This window comes from Ignavibacteriota bacterium (genome assembly GCA_016716225.1).
Classification (GTDB): Bacteria; Bacteroidota; Ignavibacteria; order Ignavibacteriales; family Melioribacteraceae.
On record JADJWT010000001.1, the window covers coordinates 3,025,316 to 3,038,790 of the forward strand.

At 29.4% G+C, this 13,475-nt stretch carries 9 protein-coding genes; 8 read left to right on the forward strand and 1 reads right to left on the reverse strand.

What is annotated here, in order from left to right:
• Positions 1–21: 21 nt before the first annotated feature.
• Entirely contained in the window at positions 22–1,041 is a 1,020-nt protein-coding gene (locus IPM32_13205; protein ID MBK8946208.1) for a LacI family DNA-binding transcriptional regulator, read from the reverse strand.
• Between the two features lie 263 nt (positions 1,042–1,304).
• Here IPM32_13205 and IPM32_13210 point away from each other — a divergent pair, with 263 nt between their 5' ends.
• The 8 genes from IPM32_13210 to IPM32_13245 all read left to right on the forward strand — a co-directional run bounded on the left by IPM32_13210 (position 1,305) and on the right by IPM32_13245 (position 13,410).
• Entirely contained in the window at positions 1,305–1,874 is a 570-nt protein-coding gene (locus IPM32_13210) for a D-sedoheptulose 7-phosphate isomerase (protein MBK8946209.1), read from the forward strand.
• An 11-nt stretch (positions 1,875–1,885) separates the two neighbouring features.
• Positions 1,886–3,778 carry an HAD hydrolase-like protein gene (locus IPM32_13215; GenBank protein MBK8946210.1) on the forward strand — a complete coding sequence of 631 codons (1,893 nt, stop codon included), beginning with the start codon at positions 1,886–1,888 and terminating at the stop codon, positions 3,776–3,778.
• A 6-nt stretch (positions 3,779–3,784) separates the two neighbouring features.
• Positions 3,785–6,352 carry a glycoside hydrolase family 2 gene (locus tag IPM32_13220; protein ID MBK8946211.1) on the forward strand — a complete coding sequence of 856 codons (2,568 nt, stop codon included), beginning with the start codon at positions 3,785–3,787 and terminating at the stop codon, positions 6,350–6,352.
• Between the two features lie 27 nt (positions 6,353–6,379).
• A complete protein-coding gene (locus IPM32_13225) occupies positions 6,380–7,660 on the forward strand; it encodes a DegT/DnrJ/EryC1/StrS family aminotransferase (protein ID MBK8946212.1) in 1,281 nt (426 codons plus the stop codon).
• 10 nt (positions 7,661–7,670) lie between these two features.
• Positions 7,671–8,666 (forward strand): Gfo/Idh/MocA family oxidoreductase, encoded by a 996-nt coding sequence (locus IPM32_13230; protein MBK8946213.1) that lies wholly within the window; start codon positions 7,671–7,673, stop codon positions 8,664–8,666.
• Between the two features lie 16 nt (positions 8,667–8,682).
• Positions 8,683–9,525 carry an ROK family protein gene (locus IPM32_13235; protein MBK8946214.1) on the forward strand — a complete coding sequence of 281 codons (843 nt, stop codon included), beginning with the start codon at positions 8,683–8,685 and terminating at the stop codon, positions 9,523–9,525.
• Between the two features lie 311 nt (positions 9,526–9,836).
• Positions 9,837–11,915, forward strand: a complete 2,079-nt coding sequence (locus tag IPM32_13240; GenBank protein MBK8946215.1) for a T9SS type A sorting domain-containing protein — start codon at positions 9,837–9,839, stop codon at positions 11,913–11,915.
• A gap of 118 nt (positions 11,916–12,033) precedes the next feature.
• Entirely contained in the window at positions 12,034–13,410 is a 1,377-nt protein-coding gene (locus tag IPM32_13245) for a peptidylprolyl isomerase (GenBank protein ID MBK8946216.1), read from the forward strand.
• Positions 13,411–13,475 lie beyond the last annotated feature (65 nt).

A 13,475-nucleotide genomic window follows, 5' to 3' on the forward strand; every position in this document is an offset into this window, starting at 1 on the left:
TATTTCTGTAGTGTAAAAATATCAATTTAATGGTTTAGCGGTTGATTTTCTTATTTCAAATTTTGTATCAACACAAATTGTTTTTGGATTAGTAATTTTATTTGTTTCAATTTGTTTTAGCAAAAGTTTAAAAGCTTTCTCGCCAATTTTTTGTCTGTAATGAGTAATTGTTGTCAATGGAGTTGATAGATAAGGTGAATAAAATCCATCGAAAAAAGCAATAATGGAAATATCTTCCGGAATTTTTAAACCTTTTTCAAAAATAGCTTTAATAGCTCCTAAAGTAACTAAATCTCCACCAGAAGAAACAATTGCAGTGGGTAATTCTGGTAATTTTAATAATTCTAAAGTTGCTTCATATCCGTGTTCAAATTCAAATCCTTCACCAACAATGTATTTTTCATCAACTTTTAAATTAAATTCATTTAACGCTTGTTTATAACCGGCAAGTCTGTTTTTAATTGTGTAGATATTTTTTTGTCCTCGTAAAAATGCAATTTTTGTATGACCAAGTTTAACTAAATGAGCAACGGCTTTTACAACAGATTCAGCATTATTTGTAATAACAGAATCAACTTCAATTCCATCAAAAATTCTGTCTATCAATACAAATGGAATTTTCTTTTCAACTATGTCAACAATATGGTTTTTACTGTCTTGTACGGGAGCTAAAATTATTCCATCAACACCTCTGGATATTAATTGATTTAAATAAACAATTTCCTTTTCTTGATCTTCATCGGTGTTGCAAACAATTACTGTATATCTCTTTTCAAAACCTAATTGCTCAATTCTTCTAGCAATTCTGGCAAAATATGGGTTCAAAATATCCGGAACAATTAATCCGATAGTAAAACTTTTTTTCATTCGTAACGCACGTGCGGTAAAATCGGGAATGTAATTTAATTCCTTTACGGCTTTAATTATTTTATCATGTGTTTTTGCAGAAATTTTAAGATTTTCTTTTCCGCGAAGTACTCTTGAAACTGTTGAAGGATGTACTCCAACGAAAGCAGCTACATCTTTTAGAGTAGGTGCCATAAAATGAATTCCCTTAAAGTTTAAAAGTAAAATTATTAAAAACCGTAAACAATTGCAGAACAATCGTTTGTCAATATCTAAAAATCAATATATAATTTTAAAATCAATAATCAAAATTGAATTCATTAAGAATTTTTATTCTGTTTGTAAAAAAAATCAAATTTATTTATGTTGTTTAATTTAATCATATTATCTAAATTTAGCATAAACAATCGTTTGCATAAATTAATAGAAATTATTTAATAAATTGAAAATTAAAAATCATGAAAAAAATAATTGAGCATGAATTACTTTCTCATAAAATTGTTATTGAAGAAGTTATTGAATTATTGAAACCTGATATTGAAAAAGCTTGCGAAATGGTTTTAAATGTTTTGGATTCAAAAAATAAAATAATTTTGATGGGCAATGGCGGAAGTGCAGCAGATGCTCAGCATATTGCTGCTGAGTTTACAGGAAGATATAAAGTTGAAAGAAAAGGTTTGCCAGCAATTGCTATTACTACTGATACTTCAGCATTGACTGCTATTGGAAATGATTATGGCTATCAACACGTTTTTGAAAGACAAGTTGAAGCCCTTGCACAACCTGGGGATTTAGTAATTGGAATTTCTTCTACAGGAAATAGTGAAAATGTTGTTAATGCTTTTTCAAAAGCTAAAGAAATGAATTGTAAAACTTTGGGCTTAAGCGGAAAAGGCGGTGGAAAATTTAATATTAAATGTGACTTAAATATTGTGGTACCAAGCAATGATACTCCTAGAGTTCAAGAAATGCACATTTTAATAGGACATATAATGTGTCAAGTTGTTGATGAACATTATAAAATGTAGTAGAAATATTTATGAAAATATCCGAAATAAAAAAAATATTTAGTGATTTTGAAAACTTAAAAGTTGGAGTATTTGGCGATTTCGCTTTAGATATTTACTATAATTTAATTCAAAACACCGGAGAAAATTCTATTGAAACCGGAAAACCGGTTTTGTATGGATCTTCTATAAAAACAAACTTAGCTGCTGCCGGAAATATCGTTAACAATTTAATATCACTTGGCATAAAAAATGTTTTTGCATTTGGATTTATCGGGAATGATATTCTTGGTCGCGAAATTTTATTTCAGCTAAAAGAAAAAAATGTAAATATTGATAGTATTTTAAGCATCAACAATATTTGGGAAACTTTTACTTATATAAAACCACTTGAAAATAAGGAAGAAATTTCAAGGATAGATTTCGGTTCTTTAAACTTTCCGGAAAAAGATTACACGGATATTCTAATAAATAAACTCAGTAAGAAAATTCATGAATTGGATGTATTAATTGTAAATCAACAATTTAAAAATCCATTAGTTAATGATTACATATTTACAAAATTGAATGAAATTATAAAAGAAAATACACAATGCAAAATAATTGGTGATTTAAGAAATGATTTATTCCCATTGGAAAACTCAATTTTAAAAGTTACTTCTTTTTTAATCTCGAAAGAATTAGGAGAAGAAAATTTTGATGAAAATGATACAGATACGGCAATTTTTAAATTGAGAAAATTATTCAAAAAAATTAAAACTCCGCTTTTAATGATTAGAGGAGAAAGCGGTTTAATATATTTTGACGATAAAAATATTGAAACCGTTCCGGGAATTTATTTAACCGGTGAAATTGATAAACTTGGATCTGGCAATGCATGCGTAAGTACATTTGCTGCTTGCTTAGGAAGCGGAGCATCAATTAACAAATCTCTTGAAATTGCTAATTTGGCATTCGCCATTATTGCAAAGCAAATAAAAAAAATCGGTTCAGTTACTCAAGTAGAAATTTTAAAATTAGCTGAAGAAAGTTATTACAACTATGATTTAGCTTTAGCATATGATCCGCGTAAAGCAAAATATTTTGAAAATTCCGAAATTGAAATTGTTGGAGAGCTTCCTCAAAATATTAGTATTCAAAATGTAATATTAGATCATGATGGAACTATTTCAACATTGCGCGAAGGCTGGGAAACCGTAATGCATAAAGTAATGATTGAAGAAATTTGCGGTGATAAATTACAAGAAATATCTTCTAATGAATACAATCGACTTTCAGTTAAGTGTGATAAATTCATTAATGATACAACCGGAATTCAGACAATTATTCAAATGATGGGTTTGCAAGATATTATCCTAGAAGAAGGTTTTATTCAAAAAGAAAAAGTAAAAACTCCAGCCGAATATAAAGCAATTTATCTTGATAATTTGATGTTTAGTGTTAATGATAGAATAAAAAAATTTGAAAATGGTGAACGTTCAATTCATGATTTTACAATTTTAGGTTCAGTTGAAATGTTAAAAAAAATTCATGAAAAAAATCTTAAACTATTTTTAGCAAGCGGAACAGATGAAGACAGCGTAGTTACTGAAGCTAATGCTTTAGGTTATGGGAATTTATTTTCGGGTGGAATTAGAGGTTCAAAAGGAAATGAAATTGGTGATGCAAAAAAAATAGTTATAAATAGAATTATTGAAGAGGGAAATTGTAAAGGTGAAAATTTAATGGTAATTGGCGATGGTCCGGTTGAAATAATTGAAGGTAGGAAAGTTGGCTCTCTATGCATTGGTATTGCATCAGATGAAGTTAGAAGACATGGAATGAATTATAAGAAAAGAACACGTTTGATTAGAGCTGGTGCACATATTATTATTCCGGATTTTTCTCAACTCAATTATTTATTAAAAATTATATTCAAAAATTAAAATTGTATGAATAAAATTTTATTGCAGCATAATTGGAAATTAATTTCTTCGGATAAATTATCAAATTCAAATGGTAAAGAAATATCAACAAATAAAATTAATTGCGAAAATTGGTATGATGCAAAAATACCTTCAACTGTTTTGGCAACTTTAGTTGAAAATGGAGTTTATGAAAATCCTTATTTTGGTACAAATCTAAAAAATATTCCAACTGAACAATTTAAAATTCCTTGGTGGTACAGAACAGAATTTGACTTAGATGAATTTCAAAGAAATCAAAATATTCAAATAAATTTTGATGGAATTAATTACAGTGCAAATGTTTGGTTAAACGGTAATTTAATTGCCGATAAAAAAACTTTTTTTGGTGCTTACAGAAGATTTCAATTAAACATAAATGATTTTTTAAATGTTGGCAAAAACATTTTAGCAATTGAAGTTATTCCGCCCAAACCCGGTGATTTTACTATTGGATTTGTTGATTGGAATCCTAATCCACCGGATAATAATTTGGGAATTTTTAGAGAAATTTCACTGCAATTTAATAATGGAATTGAGATAAAAAATCCGTTTGTAGAAAGTGAAATTGATTTAACTAATTTGAAATTTGCTAATCTTAAAATTTCTTCAGAAGTTATAAATCATCTTAACAAAAAATCAAGTTGTGAATTAGTTGGACAAATTGGAAATATTAATTTCTCTCAAACTATAAATGTTGAAGCAAATCAATCTAAATTAATTATTTTCGATTCAAAAAATATCCCTCAATTAAATTTTGAAAATCCAAGAATTTGGTGGCCGAATAATTTAGGTGAACCAAATCTATATGAGTTAACTTTAAAAATAAATACCGATGAAAAAATTTCAGATGAAATTTCAACAAAATTTGGAATCAGAAAAATTGAAGATTACATAAACGAGGGCGGTCATCGCGGATTTAAAGTTAATGGACATAAATTATTGATTAGAGGTGCTGGTTGGACAGATGACTTATTTTTGCAAGATACTCATGAATCGTTAACCACGCAGATTCAGTATGTAAAAGATATGAATTTAAATTGCATTCGCTTGGAAGGGTTTTGGGGAAAGGATCAAAAACTTTATGAACTTTGTGATGAAAATGGAATTTTAATAATGATCGGCTGGAGCTGCCAATGGGAACATAAAGAATATTTGGGAAAAGAAGTTCATCCAAAGTACGGCGGTGTAATTGAAAAAGATGAGATTGAATTAATTGCACAATCTTGGGAAGATCAATTATTATGGCTGAGAAATCATCCTTCAATATTTGTATGGACAATTGGAAGTGACATGCTGCCTCATCCGGATTTAGAAAAAAGATATATTGAAACTTTTAACAAATATGATAAAACTCGTCCTTACTTAAATTCAACGGGTGGTGTTGGAAGTGATCAAGGCATTATAACTTCAACAGAAATAATAAGTGAAATTAGTGGATCATCAAGAGTAAAAATGCTCGGACCATATGCCTATACTCCGCCAATTTATTGGTACACAAATAAAAATTTAGGCGGTGCTTATGGATTTAATACTGAAACTTGTCCCGGCGCAAATGTTCCGCCAATAGAAAGTCTTAGAAAATTTATTCCCCAAAAAAATCTTTGGCCAATTGATGAAGTTTGGAATTATCATTGCGGTAAAAATTATTTTTCACATATTAATAGAACTCAAATTGCAATTGAAAAAAGATATGGCAAGCCAAAAAGTGTTGAAGATTTTGCTTACAAATCTCAAATGTTGAATTACGAATTAATGCGACCAATGTTTGAGGCTTTTCAGGTAAATCAAAAAAATGCCACTGGAATAATTCAATGGATGCTTAACTCGGCTTGGCCAGAATTGTATTGGCAATTATATGATACTTTCTTAATGCCGAACGGAGCTTATTTTGGTGCAAAAAAAGCTAATGAACCAATTAAGTTAATTTATAATTATGATGATGAAAATATTTATTTAGTAAATAATTCACTCAAAGATCTTGAGAATTATACAGCTGTTATAAAAATATTTGACATCAATTCAACACTAATCTTAAATGAAAAAATAAATGTTTCCATTGCTAGGGAATCAGTAATGAAAATTTTTACAATTCCTCAGAATTTAAATTTTACAGAAGTTAATTTCTTAGATATGAAACTTTTCGATAAATCAGAAAATGAAATATCGAATAATTTTTATTGGTTATCTATCCAAAAAGATATTTTGGATTATGAAGCAAAAGTTGAAGGATGGAATTATTATACTCCAAGCAAGCAATTTGCAGATTTTACCAAAATAGAAAATATGTCTAACGTATTGATAAATCTTGAATATATAATCATTGATGAAAATAAAATTTCGATAAATCTCGTTAACAAAAATAATGTAATTGCATTTTTTATTGAAATATTACTTTTTGATATTACCACAAGTGAAGTAATCTTACCAATTTTGTGGAGTGATAATTATATCAGCATTTTACCAAAAGAAAATAAATTGATTGAAGCAAAAATTTTAAAGAATCAAAAAAACGAAAATGTTGAAGTTAGACTTAAAGGTTGGAATTTAAAATAAATTTTTAAGTAAATAGGCGAGGAGAAAATGGCAATATTAGCAATAAATGGCGGCAATCCTGTTAGAAATATAAAAACAAATCCTTGGCCTGCATGGCCTGTTTGGGATAAAAATGAAGAACAAAGTTTGCTAGAAGTTTTACACAGTGGAATTTGGTCATATAATGGTCCAAAAGAAATTCAATTCAATAAAATGTTTGCAGAATTTACTGGAACAAAATATTGTATATCAGCAGCAAATGGAACAGTAACATTACAATTAGCGCTTGAATCTCTCGGAATTGGATTGGGCGATGAGGTCATTCTTCCCGGATTAACTTGGCAAGCTACTGCAGCAACTATCCTTGATGTAAATGCAACACCAATTCTTGTTGATGTTTGTGAAGATACTTGGTGTATTGACCCAAAAGAAATTGAAAAAGCAATCACTCCAAAAACAAAGGCTATTGTTCCGGTTCATCTTTATGGAAACTTTGCAGATATGGATGCAATTATGGAAATTGCAAAAAAATATAATCTTTACGTAATTGAAGATTGTGCTCATAAACATGGCGGTGAGTGGAAAGGTAAAAAAGCCGGAAGTATTGGCGATGTTGGAAGTTTTAGTTTTCAACTTTCAAAACATTTAACTGCTGGTGAAGGCGGAGCTTTAACAACTAATAATGAAGAATTAGCTGATAAATTAGATGGATTGAGAAATTGTGGAAGAAGACCGGAAAAAGAAGATTTGCAAAATACAGATAAGGGAGCGGGAGTTTATTTTGATGAAGGAAATTTTATACAATCCGGAAATTATAGAATTACCGAATTTCAAGCTGCAATATTAGTTGAGGGAATGAAACGACTTCCAGAACAGAATAAAAATAGAGATGAAAATGGCGTTTATATAAATTCTCTGCTAAAAAATATTCCCGGAATTTCACCAATGAGAAGAGATGAAAGAGAAACAAAAGTTGCATATTTTAATTTTACATTTAGATATATCAAAGATGAATTTAAAAATTTGCCGATTGAAAAATTTAGAAATGCATTGAGTTCTGAACTCGGAGTTTCCGTTGAACCTTGTTACGAGCCATTAAACAATGCACCTTTGTATGTCCCTCATACAAAACCTTCGCGACACAAATTAAACGATCAATATTGGAATGATATAAATCCGGCAAGATTTTCTTTACCAGTATGTGAAAAAATTTATAAAGAAATATCAGTTTGTTTTCATCATAAAATTTTAATGGGAACGAAAAAGGATATGGATTTAATTGTTGATGCAATTAAAAAGATTTATAATAATGTTGAAGAATTGAATTAGTGTTGGAAAAATGAAAAAAATAAAAATTGCGTTAATTGGTTGCGGATATATTTCGGAATACCATACAAGAGGTTTACAGCAATTAGAAAATGTGGAAATTGTTGGAGTTGTTGGTCTACCGATTGAATCAGCTAAAAATTTTGCAAAAAAATACGGTATAAAAAATTATTCAGATAATTATCAAGATTTTTTGAATGATAAAACTATTGATGCTGCAATAATTAGCACACCAAATAAATTTCATTCACCGTTTGCAATTGAATTTTTGAATCATGGAAAAGATGTTTTTATTGAAAAACCTATGGCAATTAATCCAATTGAAGGTGAAAAAATAAAAAATGCGGCAATTGAAAATAATAATCTTGTTATGGTTGGACATATGTGGAGATTTGATATTGAAGTGAATTTCATTAAGGATTTGGTTCAATCTGGTAAACTTGGAAAAATTATTAAAACGAAAGGCTATGGAATCCATGAAAATTGGGGACCTGAAGGTTGGTTTACAAATAAAGATTTAGCTGGCGGTGGTGCATTAGCGGATATGGGAGTTCATGCAATTGATACTGTAAGATTTATTCTTGGAGATCCCAAATCAAGAGAAGTTTATGCAAAAATTGGGACATATTTTGGGAATTATAATGTTGATGACAGCGGAATCATTATAATAACTTGGGAAAATGGAATCTCTTCAATAATTGAGAGTGGTTGGTGGCATCCGCATATGGATGGACCTGAAGCAAGCACGCAAATTTTCGGAACCGAAGGTTATGCTTCTCTTTTCCCAACAATTGTTAAGATGAAATCCGGAGAAATTATTGAAGTTCCCAAAACAGAAAAAAGTGAACATTGTGACCAAACAATTTATTCTGAACAAATGAAAAATTTTGTTGAAAGTATTATTTTTAATAAACGACCTAATCCCGGAATATTAGAAGGACAAGAAGTAATAAAAATTGTTGATGCAGCATATAATTCCGCTAATTCTGGAAAAGTAATTCATTTATAAAATTTTTGGAAAAACATTGAAAAAAAAACAAATTATTGGTATAGATTTAGGTGGTACTAATATAAGACTCGGTTTAGTTGAAGGAAACAAAATAATAAAATTATTTACAAACAAAATTTCATCCAAAGAAAATCAAGATTTAATAGTAAATGAAATTACTCTTGTCATTTCAAAAATAATCACAAAAAATGTAAAAGGAATTGGAATTGGAGTTCCAAGTATTGTTGATATAAATAATGGAATTGTTTATGAAGTTCATAATATTCCATCGTGGCGAGAAGTTCATCTAAAAAAAATAATTGAAGAAAAATTTGGAGTTCCAACATCAGTTAACAACGATGTGAATTGTTTTGTGCTTGGTGAAAAACATTTTGGTAAAGGTAAAATTTATAAGGATATAATTGGGCTTGCAATGGGAACCGGTTTAGGTGGCGGAATTATAATTGATGGAAAATTATACGCCGGAAAAAATTGCGGTGCTGGTGAATTTGGTCTAATGAAATATCTTGATAAAAATTATGAATATTATTGTAGTGGACAATTCTTTCAATTTAAGTATGGAATGAAAGGGGAAGAAGTTTTAACGAATGCAAAAAATAAAGATGAAAATTCACTAAGAATTTTAGAAGAATTTGGTGAACACATGGGTAATTTAATAAATTCGATAATGTATGCGTTAAATCCGGAATTAATTATTTTGGGAGGTTCAGTTAGCAAAGCATACAATTTCTTCAGAAAAAGTATGTTTGCAAAAATAAATGAGTACGAATTTAAGACACAATTGAAGGAAATTAAAATAGAAAAATCAGTATTAAAACATTCAGCTATACTAGGAGCTTCATCACTTGTAGAAAATTAAAAAGACTGAAAATAAACAATTCCTTAACATTACCTTAATACTCTTGTAACATAAGCTGAGTAAAATTAAAAACAGATTTTATATCGAATGAAATAAGTTATTGCAAAAAGGTTATGGAGCTTTTTCACTTGACAAATTATTTAAATATTGTTAACATTGAGTTAGGCAATCGTTTGCATTAAAATTTTCAAGGACATTAAAGTAATTTATTTACGATTTCCATTTCCATGAATCTTATTTTCCTTTGTTTCATCTGTTATGAATGTAAATATTTATTCACATAATTTTCAAAAAACTTAACGGGAGGCAGTATGAAAAAACCTTTGCAGCTTTTAATCCTATTGGTAATGCTTTTTTCTTTTTCCAACGGGTATTCACAAATTTTTATGGATGGGGATGATTCGGATTGGACAAATGAGCCAGTTCTATTTCAAGCTCCTAATAATGAAGATGGAGTTTTTCCAGCTGAAGTTGGTGCCGTTGTAAGTGATATTGTTGATATTAAAGAAGCTAAAGTAAAAGTTGTTGGGAATGTAATGTATGGACTTTTAAGATTTTGGGGAGGTCCTGCATGGCCTAATAATGCTTATCAAAATGATCATGGCGGTGTAGTTTATAATGAATCAAGAGGTTATTATCATTTTCTTCTTGATTTAGATAATGATGCAGCAACTGGATGGAATACTGCATGGTATGAAGCACATTATACTCCGGTTGGTTATTTAATTGCTCAAGGTGTTCAAGGACAAGAGGCGATTGGTGCAGAAGTAATGCACGAATGGGGTGCGAGAACTAATGATGATTGGAAAGTTGCAAATGAAGGTGCCAATCCGATTAGAAACCTTGATCATTGGTTTGCTGATTATTCTGAATATAATGGCGAAACCGATTTGGGAAGTGATTATGAAATTTTAAATATAACAGTACCAAATGCTGATTCAGCAAAAGTAATTAGCTGGCAAGGTTCTGCAAAAATAAATAGTAGTGATGATGAAACATTAGTGAGTAATTCAATTTCATATTGGGTTGGTCATGCATGGGGTAATGATTTCTTAGAATTTGGTTATGAAATTACTCCTGTGAAAAAATATTTTGCAAACAAAGGAATTGACTATTTTAATCCTGGTGATGTAATTGGAATTTGTGGAATGACAGAAACACCAATTGATGATTGGGGTGTTGATATGACTACTCGTGGTGAATACACTCTTCCAAATGAATTGGTTTCTCGTTCAACAAAATTTACATTTGATGGGGATGATTCAGATTGGGCATCATTACCAGTAATTTTGAGTGCACCTAATAATGAAGACGGTGTTTTTCCTGCTGAAGTTGGTGCAGTTGTTACAGATATAGTTGATATTAAAGAAGTTAAAGCAATGATTGATGAGGAAAATATTTATTGGTCTTTAAGAATGTGGGGTGGACCTTGTTGGCCAAATAATGCATACCAAAATGATCATGGTGGTGTTGTTTATGATGAATCAAGAGGTTATTACCATATTCTTATGGATATTGATAATGACGTAGCTACTGGATGGAATGTTGCTTGGTATGAAGCTCATTATACTCCTGTTGGTTATTTAATAGCACAAGGCGTTGAAGGACAAGTTGCAATTGGCGCTGAAGTTATGTTGGAGTGGGGTGGAAGAACAAATGATGATTGGAAAGTAGCTAATGAAGGTGCAGCACCTATTAGAGGATTAGACTATTGGGCAGCAGACTATTCAGAATATAATGGTGAAACAGATCTTGGTTCTGATTATGAAATTTTCAATTATGAAGTAATGGATAAAGATAGTGTAACTATTGTTCAACATGATGGATTTTTATTATGTAATTCCAGCGATGATCCAGCAACAATGGATGGACAACCTGATTGGATGGCACATGCTTGGGGAAATGATTTCTTAGAAGTAGGTATGTCACTTCGCACATTAAAAATGTATTACAAAAATAAAACTGGAGTTGATTATTTTAATGTTGGGGATGTAATTGGAATTTGCGGAATGAACGAAACTCCAATTGATGATTGGGGTACAGACATGACTACCCGCGGCGAAATTTCTGTTGTTACAGATGTTAAACAAGAAAATCAAAACTTAATTTCAAGCAATTTCGTTCTTAGAAATAATTATCCAAATCCATTTAACCCAGAAACAAATATAAGTTTCTCAGTTCCAAAAGTATCTGAAATTTCATTAAATGTTTATAACTCATTAGGACAAAAAGTAAAAACATTAATTAGCGGAAAAATGATTTCCGGAAATCATTCAGTTGTTTGGAATGGAAAAAATGAATTTGGAAATAATGTTCCCAGCGGTATTTATTATTATAGATTAGAAGCTGGCTCAAACTCAATTACCAAAAGAATGGTATTGTTAAAATAAAACTCTTCAATTGGGTGAATGGAGAATTCTTTCTCCATTCACTAATATTATTTCAATTGCTATCTTAGTAAAAAAAATCAAAATAATTCTGAACTAAAGTGGTTGGGTACTGAATAATATGTTGAAAAATTTTCTATTTATATCCGTAATCATTTTAATGTTTTTTTGGAATTGCACAAGTAATAATCAAGAAACAGTTTTAGCTGAATTTGAAAACGGAAATGTAATACAAAGTGAGTATATAGATCATTACCTATTAAGTACAAAGTTTAAACCCGAAAAACTTCCTACAAAAGAAAATCTTGAAGAAATTGTTGTAAACAAAGCTTTGGAAAAAATTTCTGTTCAAGAAGCAATTTTTAGAAACATAGAAAAAGATTCAATTTATATAAATATTATTAGAAATAATGAACGTAGACTATTGTACCAGCATTTTATTCAGAAAGAAATTAGTCCTAAAATTATTTCTGATAGTTTAATAAATAAATTCTACACAGAATTTACACCACAATATAGAATGCGTTACATAATGCGTCCATTTCTTGAAACTTCAGATAAAAATTTTCATAATTTACAACAAAATGAAATTAATAAAGCTTACGGACTTTTGAATATTGGAAAAAGTTTTGAAGAGGTTGTTCAGCAATATTCTCAAGATATATCAACAAATAAAAAAGGCGGGGACCTTGGCTGGATAATTCGGGAATCAATTGGCGATGATTCTATCCGCAAAGTAATGGATACTTTGCAGCAATTTAATTTTTCTAAACCATTCAAAGGATACGGCGGGTATTACATTTTATATAAAGGTGATAAAAGAGATGTTGAAGTTCCAGCATTTGATGAAGCAAAGCAGAAAATTTGGCAGTCACTTTATCACAGTAGAAAGGTTTTTATTCAAAATAAGATTGATGAAAAAGTGAAAGATTTGGAACTTAAATATTATTTTAAAATATTTAGCGAAAGATTTGATAGAATTCTATCAAGCAAAGAAAATTCTAATAATGTAGAAATTAATTTTGATCAAATATTAGAAAAAGAACAAAATTTAGTTTTGGCAGAATATTTAGATGGAGTAATTTATTTAAAAGATATTTTTTCTGATAGAAAGAAATCTCCAACAAATAAAGAAGAATTTTATAATAGATTTGAATCTATAAAAGAGCAGCATCTAATTTCGAAATTTGCAAAAGAAATAGAATTTGATGAAGATGAAGAAATTTCTAGTCAAATTAATAAGATGAAATCTTCACTACTTAGTTCATTATTGTATCAAAAAGAAGTAAAAGATAAAGTAAATTCAGAAATGCAGAATGTTTCAAATTTATCCAGTTTAGAAAAAGTTAAATATAGAAGCGAGAAAGAGAAATCTCTGAGATCTGAATTCGAAAAATATTTGAAAGAAAAATATAAATTTAAGTTTGTTGATTCAAATTTTGAATCAGCTTTAAAAAGAGCAACAGAATTAAAAGCTGAACAAAATCTTAAGAAATAAAATTATTAGCTAAAAGATTTTTAGAAAAAATTTTAAATTGATCAAAAAATTTTCAAAGATAATCT

What these genes read in the sequence shown, in the direction of transcription:
- IPM32_13205 (MBK8946208.1), bottom strand. Translation starts at nt 1,041, where the DNA reads ATGGCACCTACTCTAAAAGATGTAGCTGCTTTCGTTGGAGTACATCCT.
- IPM32_13210 (MBK8946209.1), top strand. Translation starts at nt 1,305, where the DNA reads ATGAAAAAAATAATTGAGCATGAATTACTTTCTCATAAAATTGTTATT.
- IPM32_13215 (MBK8946210.1), top strand. Translation starts at nt 1,886, where the DNA reads ATGAAAATATCCGAAATAAAAAAAATATTTAGTGATTTTGAAAACTTA.
- IPM32_13220 (MBK8946211.1), top strand. Translation starts at nt 3,785, where the DNA reads ATGAATAAAATTTTATTGCAGCATAATTGGAAATTAATTTCTTCGGAT.
- IPM32_13225 (MBK8946212.1), top strand. Translation starts at nt 6,380, where the DNA reads ATGGCAATATTAGCAATAAATGGCGGCAATCCTGTTAGAAATATAAAA.
- IPM32_13230 (MBK8946213.1), top strand. Translation starts at nt 7,671, where the DNA reads ATGAAAAAAATAAAAATTGCGTTAATTGGTTGCGGATATATTTCGGAA.
- IPM32_13240 (MBK8946215.1), top strand. Translation starts at nt 9,837, where the DNA reads ATGAAAAAACCTTTGCAGCTTTTAATCCTATTGGTAATGCTTTTTTCT.
- IPM32_13245 (MBK8946216.1), top strand. Translation starts at nt 12,034, where the DNA reads ATGTTGAAAAATTTTCTATTTATATCCGTAATCATTTTAATGTTTTTT.